The sequence below is a fragment of the Rubrobacter marinus genome (assembly GCF_011492965.1).
Classification (GTDB): Bacteria; Actinomycetota; Rubrobacteria; order Rubrobacterales; family Rubrobacteraceae; genus Rubrobacter_F; species Rubrobacter_F marinus.
In genome coordinates this window covers 102,391-116,507 of the sequence record NZ_CP045121.1, presented here as the reverse complement: position 1 = coordinate 116,507, position 14,117 = coordinate 102,391, and the positions used below count along the sequence as shown (strand labels likewise).

Sequence of the window (14,117 nt, the reverse complement as noted above, 5' to 3'; positions counted from 1 at the left end):
CCCCCGGCGTAATGGTTCTAGTGTGGGTGGCGCGTATCCTCGCGTCAAGCCTCGCCTCGGGCCACGAACAGGGAGGGCCGCCCCGAATAAACGGAGCGGCCCTCCCTGCCCGCGAGGCGGCGTCTAGCCCAGCTCGTCGGCGATCTCCATCGCGGGCTCGGCCTCGGCCGCCGGGCGGCTCTCGGAGCGCATCAGGGCGGCGTAGGCGACGAAGGCGACGGCGAGGCCGAGAAACCACGTGTAGGCGAGGAGGCCGCTCAGGGGCGGGACGACGAGGCCCACGAAGGCGACGGCGAGGCCGAGGGCCGTGGCGATCAGGGCCTTCGTGTTCCAGCCGCTCCGGTAGGCGTACTGGCCGCTCCTGTCGTAGAAGCTGGCGAGGTCGTAGTTGCGGCGGCGGACGAGGTAGAAGTCGGCGATCATGATCCCCGCGACCGGGCCGAGGGCGCCGCCGATGTAGCCGAGCACCGCGAAGATCGTCTCGGGGTTGTCCATCCAGAGCCACGGCACGAAGAGGAAGCCGATGAGGATGGAGATTAGGCCCGCCCGGACGAAGTCGAGCCGGCGCGGGAACAGGTTCACGAGGTCGTAGGCCGGGGAGACGATGTTCGCGGCGACGTTCACCGAGAGCGTAGCGATCAGGATGGTGGCGGCCCCGATCAGGAGTATCGCCGGGTTGTCGAAGGCGAGGAGGAGCTGGTCGGGGGCGCTGATGGGCCTGCCGAACGCTATCGTCGAGCCCGCGGTGATGGCGATGCTCATGAAGGAGAAGATGATCGTCGTGAGCGGGAGCCCTATGGCCTGGCCGACCATCTGGTCGCCCTGGGAGCGGGAGAAGCGGGTGAAGTCCGGGATGTTCAGGACGAGCGTGCTCCACACGCTGACGAGCGCCGTCACCGAGAGGGCGAAGAGGGGCCAGAACTCGCCCGGCGCGAGCCTGGACGGCTGGTCGAAGAGCGGGGCGACGCCGCCGGCGACGCTCACGGCCCACCCGACGAGCACGAGCCCGGCGACGATAACCAGGGGGCCTGCCCAGAGCTCGAAGAACTTGATGCGCTCCATCCCGTGAAAGATCACGTACGCGTGCAAGCCCCAGAAGATGAGGAAGGAGATCCAGCCGTTCAGCCCCATCCCGAGGATGGAGACGTCGAGCGAGCTCCAACCCGGGATGAACGTCCCGAGGATGAGGCCCACGGCGAGGCTCCCGAGGTAAGTCTGGACGGCGAACCAGAAGATCGCGACGAACCCCCGGATGATAACCGGGACCTGCGCCCCCCGGTACCCGAACGCCGCGCGCAGCAGCACCGGGAACGGCAGCCCGTACTTGGCCCCCGCGATGCTGTTCACCCACATCGCGAGGATAAGGATCACGTTCGCCGCCGCGACCGTCCCGAGGGCCTGCCACGGGCTCATCCCCGCCGCCACGAGGCCCGCGGCCGTCGTGTACGCGACGACGTTGTGAACCATCCCCATCCAGACCGTCGAGTAGTTGACCCAGCTCCAGTTGCGCCTCTCCCTGGGGATGGGCGCGAGATCTTCGTTGTACAGCGTCGGGTCGAACGCCTCGCCCTTCCTCACCGCTGAATCCAAACAAACCCTCCTTCTGGCCCGGGGCCTCCCGAAGAGACCGCGGTGTGCGTGGATGTAGGGGGAATGCTAGGGGGACGCAGCCTGGCTGGCTGTAGCCTGCGGGCTAAACTTGTGGGGGCTCGGGGGCCCGACCCGTTGTCCAGCGGGACATCGGCGCCGAGGGCTAGTGCGGGGCGCCACCGGTCCCGCGGTAGAGGAGCCCCGTCTACGCCCCGGTCCTCCGCTCGACCGCCGGCGGCTCTTCGATCCCTCCGCGGGCGCCGCTGTGCCGGTCCACGAAGCCGAGCTTGTAGAGGGTGAAGTAGAGGGTACCCGCGGTGAGCATCCCGGCGAGCCACGAGAGGTCGAGGCCGTTCATGGAGCGGGCGATCGGGCCCTGGAGCGGGGCGACGAGGCCGTAGAGGAACATCCAGGTCATGACGAGGCCGACGAGGAGGGAGGCCATCGCGGCCCAGTTCACGTCGCCCACGCGCGACTCCCTCGGGCTCTGGTAGAGCGCCTCGATGTCTATGTTCTCGCGACGGATCACGTAGAAGTGGACGAGCATGATCGCCGCCCACGGGCTGACCCAGGCGACGACGCTGGCGAGCCAGAAGTCGAGCTGCTCGGCGATCTCGCCCGCGAACACGAGGTACAGCGTGAAGGCGGTGGCGAGGACCCCGACGACGATGGAGAGCACGTGCCGGGGCACCCTGATGTCGACGGCGAGCGCCGAGACGGAGGTGGAGTAGACGTTCAGGATGTTCGTCGCGATCGGGCCGTGGACCACAAGGAGCAGCACCGGCACCGCGAGCGCGCCGAAGGTCTGGACGATGATGACGGCGGGATCCGCGCCCGTGCCCGTGGTGGCGATGGACGCCCCGAGGACGCCGAGCCACAGGACGGGGACGAACTGGCCCATCGCACCCGCGAAGAACAGCTTCGGGCGAGGCACCGTCCGGGGGACGAAGCGCGAGTAGTCCGAGGCGTAGGCGAGCCAGGTGATCCCCCATCCTATGCCGATCGCGGTCATGACCTGGCTCATCGCCGTGAAGCGGGCGGCCCCCTGCGCCTCGCCGGCGTAGGCCCACCGGACGTCGCCGCTCGTCCACGCGACCACCGACATGGCGACGAGGATCGCGAGCGTCACCGGCACCGTCCACTTCTCGAACGTGCGGATGGCGTAGAAGCCGAGCGTCGCCAGGCCGACCTGCGCGGCCATGATGAGGAGCACGAGGATCACCTTGGCGGCGGCCGTGCCGGGGAGGCCCAGAATCTCCAGCAGCGCGACGCCGAGGTCCAGGATGATCCAGGTGTTCACCGCGATCCAGCCGGTCGCGATCACGATCTGGAAGAGCGCCGGCAAGTACGCCCCCCTCCGCCCGAACGCGCTGCGCGCCAGGACCATCTGCGTCACCCCGGTCCTCTGGCCCATGAGGACGAACAGACCGAAGATCGTCACCCGAGGGCGTTGCCGACGGCGAGGACGAGGACGGTATCCCAGAGCCCGAGCCCGAGCACGATCCCTAGAGCGCCCAGGACCCAGTTTATGGGGCGATGTTGGCGCCGGCCCAGATCCAGAACTGGTCCAGCGCCGTCGCGTCCTTGTACCCGTCCGGGACCGGCTCGATGCTGTTGTGGCGCTCGAGGTGCACGGCCTCCGCCAGCTCGCCCCGCCCTGCCCGGCGCTCGTACTTCTGCTCATGCTTCCTCCGTTCTCCCGCTAATGGCCCTCGCCCGGGAGGGGCTCCGGGCCGACGCCCGCCCCTTCCTCCGAAACTCTACGACCTCGCCCATGAGCCGGTGCTCGGCCGGCCGCGCCTCCGCCACTACCTCACCGTCCCTCACCACCAGCGTCGTGGTCGCCAGGCGTCGTATGGCGTCCCACTTATCCGGCGCGTCGACGAGGACGAAGCTGGCCCTGTTGCCCTCGGCGAGCCCGTAGCCCTCCACCCCCAGCGTGCGGGCGGCGTTCTGCGTCACCATGTCGAAGCAGGCCGTGACCTCCTCGCGGCTCGTCATGTGGCACGCGTGGACGGCCATGTGGGCCGGCTGCAACATCCCGCCGGTCCCGAGGGGGTACCAGGGGTCCATGATGTCGTCGTAGCCCAGGGAGACGTTCAGCCCGTGCTGCAGGAGCTCCTTGACGCGGGTGAGGCCGCGGCGCTTCGGGTAGGAGTCGTAGCGGCCCTGAAGGGTGATGTTCACGAGCGGGTTCGCCACGAAGTTTATGTCCGCCCTCGCCAGAAAGCCCATGAGCTTGAAGGCGTAGGCGTTGTCGTAGGAGCCGAAGGCGGTCGTGTGGCTCGCCGTCACGCGCGGCCCCATCCCCGTCCGGATGGCCTCCGCCGCCATCACCTCCAGAAAGCGAGATTCCGGATCGTCCGTCTCGTCGCAGTGAATGTCCACGGGCTTGTCGTACTTCTCGGCGAGCCGGAAGCTCTCCCGGACGGACGCAGCACCCATCTCGCGGGTGTGCTCGTAGTGGGGGATGCCTCCGACGGCATCCGCCCCGAGCCTCAGCGCCTCCTCCATGAGCTCCGAGCCGCGCGCGTAGGAGAGGATGCCCTCCTGGGGGAAGGCGACGATCCGCACGTCCGTCCAGCCGCGGACCCTCTCGCGGACCTCCAGCATCGCCTTCAGGCCCGTAAGGCTCGGGTCGGTCACGTCGACGTGGGTGCGGACGTGGAGGACGCCCTGGGCGGCCTGCCACCGCAGAAGCTCCGTGGCGCGCGAGATCACGTCCTCCCGCGTCACGCTCCGCTTGCGCTCGGACCAGATCCGGATGCCCTCGAAGAGCGTCCCGGACTCGTTCCAGCGCGGGTCCCCGGCGGTCAGCGTCGTGTCGAGGTGGACGTGCGACTCGATGAAGGGCGGCGAGACGAGGCGTCCTCCGGCCTCGATCTCCCGCACGCCCGATTCTCCTATGCGGGGCGCTATTCGCCCTATCCTGCCCCCCGCGACGGCGACGTCCACCACCGCGCCGTCGAGGCGCGCGCCGCGTATGATCAGGTCGTACACCCTCGGGCTCCTTTCGACTCCCCGCCCCGCAAGTAAAGCGGTCCCGGCCCGCGTTCTCTTCGGCCGAGCGTACAGAAGCGACGCTCCGCTCCCGCGGTGGATACGCGCCGCGGGCCAGACCGATGCCGCTCGATGGGGATGACCGGGCTCCGCACCCCCTACTCGGCGGTTCCGGTGGTGGTGCTCCCTCCGGCGGCCCGGCGGTCCTCGACCCTCAGCACGTCCTCCTGCGCCGCATCCGGCTCGTCGCCCGCCTCGGTGAAGGCGCGGCCCATCGTCTCCACCAGGTCGGGGCGGCGGCGGGAGACGACGAAGAGGAAGACCAGGCCGATGACGGCCCAGAGCGCGATGAGGTACGGCCACAGGTTGAACGGCGGGTCCGGGACCGGGTAGATCAGGCCGTAGATCGGCAGGCAGACCGCCGCCGTCGCGACGAGCGGTATCAGCGCGTGCCTCAGCGGCGAGAAGCTCCCGCGCTCCTTCCTCGAAAAGTACAGAAAGACCGAGACGTTGATAAAGATGTAGACGAGCAGCACCGCGAGCGTCCCGAGGCCGCCGAAGTACCCGTAGGTCGTCGCCGGGTCGCCGAAGACGAAGGCGCTGAAGATGATGCCGAGGAGGACGGAGAAGCCCGCCTGGAAGGAGGCTGCGACGTACGGCGAGCGCCTCGTCGGGTGGACCCTGGCGAGCGCGCGCGGCAGCACCCCGTCGCGGCCGAGGGCGTAGAGGAGCCTGACGGTCGCGTTGTGGATGCCGATGCAGGAGGCAATGGCCCCGGTCAGGGCGGCGATGCCGACGAACGGCGCCCACCCCGCCCGAGGTACTCGCGGGTCAGCGTGTCGAACCAGGCGGCGTCGCCCGCGAAGCGCTCCATGTTGCCCGGGCCGAACCCGATCGTGGCGGCGTAGGTCACGAAGACGTAGTACGTGCCGATGATCGCCACCGCCCCGAGCAGGGCGCGGGGATCGACGTGTGCGGGTCGCGGGTCTCCTCGCCCAGGGAGGCCGCGGCCTTCCAGCCGACGAAGGACATTATCCCGAAGATCATGCCGAGAAAGACCCCGCCGACGCCCGAGCCGGTCGCCGGGTTGAAGACGGCGAGGGTGTTCCCCTCGGCGCCGCCCTGAAAGACCACGACGAGCAGCAGGATCGTGACGACCCGAGTTCGTAGGCCAGAAAGATCAGGCCGCCCGCACGGACTGCGTGACGCCCAGCACGGAGAGCGTGTAGACCAGCCCGGCCACGAGCAGGAACGGGATGATCCAGGGCACCGCGATGCCGAAGGTGCGCTCCAGAAGCTCGCTGGAGAAGGAGGCGAAGATGGAGTACGTCGCCGCCTCGAAGATGCCGTACCCGATGATAAAGAACCACATCCCCATGAACCCGGTCCTGGGGTTGATGGCGTTCGAGACGATCGCGTAAACGCTCCCCGCCGAAGCCGTCCTGCGCGCGAGCTGCGAGAAGCCCAGGGCCACGAGAAAGACCGCGGCGAACGAGAGCAGCATGGTGAGCGGCATCGCCCCACCGGCGAAGCCCGCTATAAACGGCGTGTTGAAGAACATCGCCACCGAGGGCGCCATAAAGCCCATCGAGACGACCATCGCCTCGACCGTCGAGAGCGCCCCGCCCCTGAGCCCCCGCCCGCGTTCCGTTGCTCCAAACCCTGCCCCTCCCTGCCCGACCGTATGAGATCCGCCTACAAACCACGAATTGCCGCGCATACTAGACGACCGGACAATATTCTGTCACTTCGAACGACTTCCCGACCGGAGGGGAACCCCTGACCACGATTGAGAAGCCAAGGCCCACGGCGAGGCTCCCGAGGTAGGTCTGGACGGCGAACCAGAAGATCGCGACGAAACCCCGGATGACGACCAGGATTTGGAGCACGCAAACAGCTTACAGATAGGCGGAGGTTCTGCGCCCTGCTGACCGATGGCTCCCGGGAGGTTCGCCTCGAGCGGGCGATGATCGGTTGGGGTTGCACGTTTCGAGCGACGGCAAGGCAGGGGCCGGTGGGTTCGGGCTTCCCATACGGTCGCTGGTTCCCGGCCTACGTCACCGATCCGGGCTCCGGATCATGAAGCATCGAAGCAACGTTGACCCGTGGCCGTCCGATCTGGGCGCGCCTCTCCGTCCTTGGCACATCGCGGGGGTCGGGGATGGTATATGGCAGGAGAAGTAGCCTCGTGCGTGTAGCAACCCTCCGCAAGAGACCACGCGCCTTGTATGGGGTTTGGGGCCAACCTACAATGCCCTCGGGATAGGAAAGAGGAGGAAGCTCGGTGGATTGGCTCTAGCGCTCTCTTCGGACCCTCGCGGATACTTCGCGAAATCGCTACCCTTCCGGCAAAGCCACGAAAAGACCACGTTAGCAAGGCGAGGCATGCCGATGGACGCCGAGCATTTTTACTCCGTCGCGAGGGCCTAAACGGTACCATCCGATCCCCGATATGAAAGGTAAGTAGGCCGCAGAAAGGAGCGTTTGTGACGACAGAAGCTAGGACCGTCGAGATCAAGCCCGAGGACTACAGCTACGTCTTCAACCCCTACCGGGAGGCGATAGCGCGAGTCAGCCCCGGAGATCGGGTGACCATCCACACCAACGACGCGTTCGAGAGCCGCATCCAGAGCAAGGACGACGTGGCGAGCAAGGCGCTGGCAACCGCCAAGTTCCTCAACCCCCAGACGGGACCGCTGTACGTCGAGGGGGCGGAGCCGGGCGACACGTTGGCGGTGCGCATCGAGAGCATAGAGCCGACCCGCGACTTCGCCGTGAGCACGCTCGTGCCCTACTTCGGCGGCCTTACCTCCACGGCCATGACCCGCACGCTGCAAGACCCGTTGCCGGAGAAGACGTGGGTGTGGAAGCTGGACGGCGATAAGCTGACCAACGACGACCTCGGCGTGGAGCTCGACTGGCAGCCCTTCATGGGCACCCTCGCGGTGGCGCCGGACCTGGAGGCCATCAGCGCGCTGGCGCCGGGGCCCTTCGGGGGGAACATGGACGTGCCGGACGTCTGCCCGGGGAACACGGTGTATCTGCCGGTGTGGAACGAGGGGCGCTCTTTTACACCGGGACTGCCACGCGAGGCAGGGGCAGGGCGAGCTTTGCGGGGTGGCGCTGGAGATCACAGCCAAGGTCACGGTGGTCTTCGACGTGATAAAGGACAAGACTATAGAGTGGCCGCGCATCGAGTCGGAAGACAAAATAATGGTCGTGGGGAGCGCGCGGCCGATGGAGGATGCAGCCAGGATCGCGAACACCGAGCTGATCCTGTGGCTCGAAGAGGAGTACGGCTTCGATCGCCTCGACGCCTACCAGCTCCTCACCCAGGCCGGCGAGCTCTACGTCGGGAATATGGTCGACACCACCTACTCCCTCGTCGCCCGCTGCCCGAAGCGCTATTTGAGCGGGTCGTAGAACTAAGCAGAAGAGGACGGGAGCGCTGGAGTTCAGCGCTCCCGTGCCTGCTGGCAGCTCGTTGTTGGACCAGCAGAGCTTTAGGGTAGCGTGTCCGCTACCCTGTGCCTTAGAAAGCTGCACTTTATGAAGTAAGCCAATTTACCTTCGCACAAGGTGTCTCAGAGAACCAATGCATTACGTCGCTGATTTGCTTGCAAGTGCCCTCTTTGTCTTTGTGGAAGAGAAACTTGCCTCGCTTCTCGATGCCGACGTCGAACGACATTATGGTTTTTGACTTTTTCAGAATCTTGACGTCGTTCTTTTGCTCTGACTTCAACGAATCCGGTGTTAGACCCTCGTAATGTTCCCTAACTCTGCGAACGTAAGCTCGTTTCTCGGTTTGGCTGCCCAGAGGTGCCAAGGCTGCTTTCAAGTTGAGCATGCCATTCTGGTTCATCTCCATATAGCAGTGTGCAGTTTCGTTTCCTCGTGGCCTTCTGAGACCCAAATTTAAGATGGTGTCAGAACTGTGCCGGTAGACTGTGAGGTCCGCTCCCTGAACATCTGATACTAAGCTTTCTAGGTCATATCTGAGGAAGCCAAGGAAGTAAGCGTTCCACTTCTTAGCGTCTACTATACCGCTCTCACGACCCTCTCTACACGCCTTCCTAAACGCCTGCTCGGCATCAAGCGTTTCTTCCCAAGCCTTGAGGATGGGATTATTATGGGCAGCCCCTTCGACTGCTGCGTGGAATGCGTGCAAGCCAACATGATGCACGTCGTCTCCGTGTGGTTCTCGACGATAATATTCGCCAAGCCCCAACGTTATATACAGGAACCGGCAGTCGTGCACTCGTTTCGGATACTCCTCTGTCTGGTAAGACTTAGCGCTATCAGAGCCTTCTGAAGTCACGAGGCTCTCATGGTTATGAACCTTCATCTCAATAGCGACGAAAACTTCGTCATCTTGTCCGCACAGAACTAGGTCTATATTCTTGTACTCCTTCTTGGCCTTGATCTCTTTATGCCCCCGCAGATCTCTTACGCCAAGAGCTCCGAGGAACGACAAAAGGGGGGTCTCATCCCCTATTTGCCACAAACCCACAAGGTAGACGATCAGACCGGTGTGAACTCTTTCGAGGTCGAAACCTATGGAGTCAACAATGTTGACCATGTTCCAGGTCAGCCCTTGTTCGGCCAGCGGAGCTTGGGGATGACGCGCTCGCCGTAGGCCCTGATGAACTCCTCCTGGTTGCGCCCGACGTTGTGGACGTAGACCTCGTCGAAGCCCAGGTCCACGTACTTCTGGACGTGCTCGAGGTGCTCGTCGAGGTCGGCGCTCATCAGGACGCGGTTCTTGAAGTTCTCGACCGTCACCTGCTTGGCGATGGCGGCGAAGTCCTCGGGGTTCTTTATGTCGCCCTTGGGGAAGGGCATCCCTCCGTTCGGCCACTCCTTGACGGCCTGGGCCTCGGCCTCGGGCTGGCTCTCGGCCCAGGAGACGTGCAGCTGGATCATGCGCGGCATCTCGGACGGGTCCTTGTCGGCCCTCCTCGCGCCTTCCTCGAACTTCTCCATGAGCATCTTTATCTTCTCGTCGGCCGCGCCCACGGTGATGATCCCGTCGCAGAACTCGCCGGTCCTCCGGCTCTGAAGAGGCCCCGCGGTCGCCACGTAGATCGGGGGCGGCGTATCGGGCATCGTGTAGAGCCTCGCGCTCTCGAGCTTTATGTGGTCGCCCGCGTACTTCACGACCTTGCCCGTGAAGAGCTTGCGGATCACCTCTATGGACTCCATGAGGATGCGCAGACGCGTCGGGGCTTCGGGCCAGTACTCGCCGACGATGTGCTCGTTGAGGGCCTCGCCCGCCCGAGCCCGAGCCAGAACCGCCCCGGGTACATCGCCTCGAGCGTGGCGGCTGCCTGCGCGATGATCGCGGGGTGGTAACGGAACCCCGGCGGCGTCACCCCGGTCCCGAAGCGCAAAGACGTCGTCGCCCGAGGGCGCCCATCCAGCTCCACACGAAGGCGCTCTCGCCCTGCTCGGGGGTCCACGGGTGGAAGTGGTCCGAGGCCATCACGGAGGTAAACCCGTTCTCCTCGGCGGTCTTGCACCACCCGAGGAGGTCCGTCGGGTGGAACTGCTCGAACATCGCCGCGTACCCGACGGTGCCAGTGGTCTTCATGCGCGAACCTCCGTTTGGTAGATAGGCCTCGGCTTCCGGCGTTCAGCCTCCGGTAGGGCTGGGCGCCTGCGCTCGGGGTCCAGTATATAAGGGCGGCGGTAGCCGGTAGCTTCCTCCACGCTCACATCTGCTTCACCAGAGGTTTCTGCCGACGGCCGAACGCTTAAAAGTGGTCGGGCTCCGAGACGTACGGGTCGTTCGTGGGGAACCAGGCGTCGAGAACCTCCAGGGCTTCCGGCGAACCCGGCTCGATCAGACCGTACCGAGCAAGCTGCCCGGCGGGCAGGTACCCGGCGTAGAGCTGGGCGAGCCGCCGGACGTCCAGCGCGACCCTCGCCTCGGCCTGTGCGCCCCGCGTCACCCCGCCGTCCGCCAGCGTGTACGAGCCGGAGTTTTCGGGGACCGCGTCGTCGGAGACTTCGAGCACTATCGGCTCGTTCCCGGTACGCCTCAGCAGTCCAAGGGCGCCCTCCACGTCCACGAGCCGCAGCATGAACTCTGGCTCCAGGCGCGCCTTGACGTAGGAGTCGGGGAGGTAGGGGTGGAGGGGCTCCCCGCGCGGGGTGGAAAGCGTAACCGTGTACATCCGGGGGTCGTAGGCGCCCATAAACGAGACGAGCGCCTCCCTCGCGGCGGGCGTGGCAGCGACGAGCTCGGAGACGTCGAGGGTGTTCGGCGGGTCACCGCTCCCCTCGGACTGCTTGTACAGGAGGTAGCCCTCGATGGTGCCGCCTTCGCCCTCGTAGACGGCGGCCTCCTGGTTCTTGCGGGCGAGGTGCTGTAGCCAGCGTCCTTCCGGCCGCCCGACGGAGCACGAACGCGACGCCGCCCATCCGTCGAAGAGCCCCGCCATGCGCGAGAGGTCACCCCCGGTGGGATCGTAGGCCCGCACGCGCCTCTGCTCGGCGCTCGTCGGGATCTCCGTCGGCGACAGCTCGTACTTGATGGCCTCGGTGGCGAGCTCCCAGCCGTAGGCCCGGTAGAAGGCGTGGGCGAACGGGTGGAGCATGGAGAGGGTCATCCCCCGCTCCCGCATCCCGTCTATCGCGGCCCGCATGAGCCTCCCCGCGTAGCCCCGGCGCCGATAGGCCGGGTGGGCGTTGACCGCCGCGATGCCGCCCATCGCGGCGGGCTCGCCGTCGACGAAGGCCTCCATCGGCAGCACCGTCGCCGTCGCGCGGGGCTCGCCGTCCTCCTCGATCACGTACACGAGGCTCGGGTCGAGCCTGGGGTTCTTCTCCGGGTCGTAGTACTCCTCCCAGTACGCCCCATCCCGAACGCCAGAGTCCCCAGCCCGGCGAGCGCCCCCAGATCCTCCTTGCGATACCCGCGCAGCTCCATAACCCTCCGCCCCTCGCCTCCGCCGGAACCCCGATTCAACGTAGAAACTACTACGCCCCGCCCCTCCCCGAGATGGGGACCTCCCCGCCCACGGCCTCCGCCAGCCAGCGGCACCACTCGGCGTAGCCGCGCTCGTGGATTATGCCGCGCCGCAGCGTCGCGTAGGAGGCGAATTGCGGCGAACCGGGGTCGGAGATGCCCTCCCGCCACTCGTCCTCCATCCGAGCGCGGATCTCCTCGTAGCGGGCGAGCTGCTCCTCGTGCTTGAGCCCCTCCTCCCGAAAGACCCGCGCGGCCTCCCCCCCGTCCGCGAGCCAGACGGAGTACGCCTTCAAGGTGAGCTCGTCGCGCGTGGGCTTCTCGGGCGGCGGCTGCGTTATCCAACCCTTGAGGGCTTGCAGGCCCGAGGCCGTGATCTCGTAGACCTTCTTGTCCGGCCGGTCCCGCTGCTCGACCACGCTGTGCGTCACGAAGCCGTCGCCCTCCAGCCGCGCGAGCTCGGGGTAGATCTGGCTGTGCCTCGCGCTCCAGAAGAACCCCACCCGCCCCTTCATCCTCTGCGTCAGGTCGTACCCGCTGAGCGACTCTCGTGCCAACAATCCCAGGATCGCGTAACCAAGCGTCGTCATCTTCCTCCGATTTCTTTTATGTCACTCTTGACATATAGATTAACAGGTTCTAGAGTACCATATGTCAGGACTTACATATATGGTTCGTGGTAGGTCGGGGTAGTTGCGAGAGAGGAGCGGTCGATGAGGAGACGCGGGTCGGGACGGGTTGGGGGTAGGCACTTCGGGGGACAGGTCGCTTCCGTTGGCGGGGCGACGGCGCTCGGGGCGGCGAGCCTGGGAGCGGCGGCGGTTGGGGCGGCGGCGTTCGGGGCCGTCGCGATAGGGGCGCTGGCGATCCGGAGGTTGGCGATCAAGAGGGGGAAGATCGGGCATCTGTCCATAGAGGACCTGGAGGTGGGGCGGTTGCGCGTTCGGGAGCTGGTGATTGAGGAGCGACGGGGCGCGGGGGAGGTGGCGTAATGGCCGCTCGTGCGGTGGGCGCGGTGGAGGCACGCGAACGGAAGGGGTATCGGCGCGCCCTGCTGGGGCTCGCGACGGCGGCGACGGTTTTCAGCCTGCTCCACCACGCGGACCACGTGATCAGGGGGAGCCATTCGGGCTGGCCGTTCGAGGCGGGGGTCACGCCGTTCACGTTCAGCCTCGTGATCTACGCCCTCGTACTGCCCGGCATCTACCTGACGGCTCGGGGGCGTTCGATCGCCGGCTACCACCTGCTCGTCGCGGCGGGCGGGCTCGCGACCCTCGGCTTCGTCCACTTCGTCCCCGTCGCGGGACACGAGGCCCCGATCGCGGACATCTACGCGGCCTACACGAGCCCGGCGGCCGGGACCATCGCGCTCGCGGTCCTGACCGGTCTGCTGACCAGCGTGGCGCTCCTGGCCCTCGTCGCCCTGATGGCGCGCCGCCAGACCGAGAGGGAAGGAGCCGGCGATGTGCGGTAGGAAGATCTCGAGGAGCCACGGCCCGGACCCGTGGGCGTCGGTGAGCCCGAGGGGCCGCATCTTCGCCTCGCTGGCCGTCCTGGTGCCCGTGGCGCTCTCCGGGCTCGCCCTCGTCGCGCTCGCCCCGGCCTTCTGGTGGATCTTCACGACGTACTTCTGGATCTCGTTCCCGGCCCTCGGGTTGTTGGCCAGCGGGATCTCGGGGCTCTCCGGCGACGCCGTCGGAGGGTCCTCTGCCGGCGGCAAGGAGCGGGAGCTCCTCGAGGCGCTGCGCGAGCGGGGCGAGCTGACGCCCGCGGGGGCGGCGATGGAGACGTCGCTGACGGTGGCCGAGGCCGGGGCGATGCTCGGAGGCCTGGCCGAGGGGGGACACCTCGAGGTCAGGGCGCGCGGCGGGGCCCTCTCCTACGCGCTGTGGGAGGTACCGGAGAGGACCGTACCGCGGTCGGCGCTCGGCGAGCCTCGCCACGAGCCGCCGGGACTCGAGCTGTTAGAGTCCGGCAGGGACGCAACGGGACGAGACCTGGAAAGGAGCGGGACATGAGCGACGTTCGCAACGGCAGGTTCACGGCGAGAAGGGACGAGCCCTTCGCGGTCTTCGTAATAGGGCTGCGCATCAACCGCTTCTTCGACTTCAAGAGCTGGGTGCCGACGGCCCGGGCGATGGGCCCGATGCTCAAGGAGCTCTACGCCCACCCGGAGAAGGGATTTCTGGGGGCGGAGTACTTTCTCTACTCGCGCGGCCCCGCCATATTGCAGTACTGGCGCTCGTTCGAAGACCTGGAGAACTTCGCCAAGAGCCCCGACGACCCCCACCTCCCCGCCTGGCAGCGCTTCAACCGCGAGGCGAGGAGGAGCGGGAGCGTGGGCATCTGGCACGAGACCTACCTCGTGGGGCCCGGGGCCTACGAGGCGATCTACGCGAACATGCCCCCCTTCGGCCTCGCGAAGGCCACCGAGATGGTCCCCGCCGTGGGCGCGAGGGAGAGCGCCCGCCGCCGCCTCATGAGGGAGGAGCGGAGCTAGACGCCCCGAGAAGCAGAGAGCGACCTCGGACTCCTGGCTCCGAGGTCGCTCCTCACG

The 14,117-nt window shown here is 66.6% G+C and carries 17 protein-coding genes and 2 pseudogenes; 6 read left to right on the top strand and 13 right to left on the bottom strand.

All coding sequences use genetic code 11. The features are described 5' to 3' along the window. Window positions 1–123: 123 nt before the first annotated feature. The 8 genes from GBA65_RS00690 to GBA65_RS00655 form a co-directional block, all read right to left on the bottom strand. On the bottom strand, window positions 124–1,590 hold the full coding sequence (locus GBA65_RS00690; RefSeq protein ID WP_207956022.1) for an NCS1 family nucleobase:cation symporter-1: 1,467 nt from the start codon (window positions 1,588–1,590) through the stop codon (window positions 124–126). A gap of 205 nt (window positions 1,591–1,795) precedes the next feature. Next, entirely contained in the window at window positions 1,796–3,031 is a 1,236-nt protein-coding gene (locus GBA65_RS00685) for a purine-cytosine permease family protein (RefSeq protein ID WP_207956021.1), read from the bottom strand. Window positions 3,032–3,270: 239 nt separating this feature from the next. Then, window positions 3,271–4,590 carry a cytosine deaminase gene (gene codA, locus GBA65_RS00680; RefSeq protein ID WP_166394938.1) on the bottom strand — a complete coding sequence of 440 codons (1,320 nt, stop codon included), beginning with the start codon at window positions 4,588–4,590 and terminating at the stop codon, window positions 3,271–3,273. A gap of 158 nt (window positions 4,591–4,748) precedes the next feature. Continuing rightward, on the bottom strand, window positions 4,749–5,342 hold the full coding sequence (locus GBA65_RS00675) for an APC family permease (protein ID WP_323127107.1): 594 nt from the start codon (window positions 5,340–5,342) through the stop codon (window positions 4,749–4,751). A 26-nt stretch (window positions 5,343–5,368) separates the two neighbouring features. Beyond that, window positions 5,369–5,533: a hypothetical protein gene (locus GBA65_RS00670; RefSeq protein WP_166394937.1), complete on the bottom strand. Its 165-nt coding sequence runs from the start codon at window positions 5,531–5,533 to the stop codon at window positions 5,369–5,371. After that, window positions 5,500–5,724, bottom strand: a complete 225-nt coding sequence (locus GBA65_RS00665; RefSeq protein WP_166394936.1) for an APC family permease — start codon at window positions 5,722–5,724, stop codon at window positions 5,500–5,502. Before GBA65_RS00665 ends, GBA65_RS00670 begins: the two co-directional genes overlap by 34 nt. A gap of 46 nt (window positions 5,725–5,770) precedes the next feature. After that, entirely contained in the window at window positions 5,771–6,190 is a 420-nt protein-coding gene (locus GBA65_RS00660) for an APC family permease (RefSeq protein WP_166394935.1), read from the bottom strand. A gap of 121 nt (window positions 6,191–6,311) precedes the next feature. Then, window positions 6,312–6,479 (bottom strand): hypothetical protein, encoded by a 168-nt coding sequence (locus tag GBA65_RS00655; protein WP_166394934.1) that lies wholly within the window; start codon window positions 6,477–6,479, stop codon window positions 6,312–6,314. A gap of 597 nt (window positions 6,480–7,076) precedes the next feature. Here GBA65_RS00655 and GBA65_RS25940 point away from each other — a divergent pair. Continuing rightward, window positions 7,077–7,493, top strand: a pseudogene (locus GBA65_RS25940) (acetamidase/formamidase family protein); the annotation flags it as partial. On the opposite strand, the gene GBA65_RS22580 reads toward GBA65_RS25940, so the two are convergent. Beyond that, window positions 7,382–7,624 (bottom strand): hypothetical protein, encoded by a 243-nt coding sequence (locus tag GBA65_RS22580; RefSeq protein ID WP_207956395.1) that lies wholly within the window; start codon window positions 7,622–7,624, stop codon window positions 7,382–7,384. The pseudogene GBA65_RS25940 and the gene GBA65_RS22580 sit on opposite strands and share 112 nt — an antisense overlap. A gap of 5 nt (window positions 7,625–7,629) precedes the next feature. On the opposite strand from GBA65_RS22580, the gene GBA65_RS22575 reads away from it, so the two are divergent. After that, the gene (locus tag GBA65_RS22575; RefSeq protein WP_207956306.1) at window positions 7,630–8,013 is read left to right on the top strand and encodes an acetamidase/formamidase family protein; all 384 of its coding nucleotides are present in this window, start codon (window positions 7,630–7,632) and stop codon (window positions 8,011–8,013) included. A 124-nt stretch (window positions 8,014–8,137) separates the two neighbouring features. Here GBA65_RS22575 and GBA65_RS00645 read toward each other — a convergent pair whose 3' ends face one another. The 4 genes and pseudogenes from GBA65_RS00645 to GBA65_RS00630 all read right to left on the bottom strand — a co-directional run bounded on the left by GBA65_RS00645 (window position 8,138) and on the right by GBA65_RS00630 (window position 12,150). After that, a complete protein-coding gene (locus tag GBA65_RS00645; protein ID WP_166394933.1) occupies window positions 8,138–9,169 on the bottom strand; it encodes a hypothetical protein in 1,032 nt (343 codons plus the stop codon). 8 nt (window positions 9,170–9,177) lie between these two features. Further along, window positions 9,178–10,180: pseudogene (locus GBA65_RS25935) on the bottom strand (TIGR03557 family F420-dependent LLM class oxidoreductase). A 163-nt stretch (window positions 10,181–10,343) separates the two neighbouring features. After that, on the bottom strand, window positions 10,344–11,384 hold the full coding sequence (locus GBA65_RS25930; RefSeq protein WP_407691033.1) for a GNAT family N-acetyltransferase: 1,041 nt from the start codon (window positions 11,382–11,384) through the stop codon (window positions 10,344–10,346). A 187-nt stretch (window positions 11,385–11,571) separates the two neighbouring features. Next, a complete protein-coding gene (locus GBA65_RS00630; protein ID WP_166394931.1) occupies window positions 11,572–12,150 on the bottom strand; it encodes a PadR family transcriptional regulator in 579 nt (192 codons plus the stop codon). A 123-nt stretch (window positions 12,151–12,273) separates the two neighbouring features. Here GBA65_RS00630 and GBA65_RS00625 point away from each other — a divergent pair, with 123 nt between their 5' ends. The 4 genes from GBA65_RS00625 to GBA65_RS00610 are packed head-to-tail and all read left to right on the top strand — an operon-like array spanning window position 12,274 to window position 14,060. Beyond that, window positions 12,274–12,552 carry a hypothetical protein gene (locus GBA65_RS00625; RefSeq protein WP_166394930.1) on the top strand — a complete coding sequence of 93 codons (279 nt, stop codon included), beginning with the start codon at window positions 12,274–12,276 and terminating at the stop codon, window positions 12,550–12,552. Continuing rightward, a complete protein-coding gene (locus GBA65_RS00620; RefSeq protein ID WP_166394929.1) occupies window positions 12,552–13,034 on the top strand; it encodes a hypothetical protein in 483 nt (160 codons plus the stop codon). The genes GBA65_RS00625 and GBA65_RS00620 overlap by 1 nt, the downstream gene beginning before the upstream one ends. Beyond that, window positions 13,024–13,578, top strand: coding sequence for a hypothetical protein (locus GBA65_RS00615; RefSeq protein ID WP_166394928.1), 555 nt, complete (start codon window positions 13,024–13,026; stop codon window positions 13,576–13,578). Before GBA65_RS00620 ends, GBA65_RS00615 begins: the two co-directional genes overlap by 11 nt. Further along, complete coding sequence (locus GBA65_RS00610) at window positions 13,575–14,060, top strand: DUF4188 domain-containing protein (protein ID WP_166394927.1); 486 nt, start codon at window positions 13,575–13,577, stop codon at window positions 14,058–14,060. Before GBA65_RS00615 ends, GBA65_RS00610 begins: the two co-directional genes overlap by 4 nt. Window positions 14,061–14,117: the final 57 nt, after the last annotated feature.

Bases quoted from the DNA above. Each gene is read 5' to 3' on its own strand.
- GBA65_RS00660 (WP_166394935.1), bottom strand. From the start codon at position 6,190: ATGGTCGTCTCGATGGGCTTTATGGCGCCCTCGGTGGCGATGTTCTTC.
- GBA65_RS00645 (WP_166394933.1), bottom strand. From the start codon at position 9,169: ATGGTCAACATTGTTGACTCCATAGGTTTCGACCTCGAAAGAGTTCAC.
- GBA65_RS00630 (WP_166394931.1), bottom strand. From the start codon at position 12,150: ATGACGACGCTTGGTTACGCGATCCTGGGATTGTTGGCACGAGAGTCG.
- GBA65_RS00625 (WP_166394930.1), top strand. From the start codon at position 12,274: ATGAGGAGACGCGGGTCGGGACGGGTTGGGGGTAGGCACTTCGGGGGA.
- GBA65_RS00620 (WP_166394929.1), top strand. From the start codon at position 12,552: ATGGCCGCTCGTGCGGTGGGCGCGGTGGAGGCACGCGAACGGAAGGGG.
- GBA65_RS00615 (WP_166394928.1), top strand. From the start codon at position 13,024: ATGTGCGGTAGGAAGATCTCGAGGAGCCACGGCCCGGACCCGTGGGCG.
- GBA65_RS00610 (WP_166394927.1), top strand. From the start codon at position 13,575: ATGAGCGACGTTCGCAACGGCAGGTTCACGGCGAGAAGGGACGAGCCC.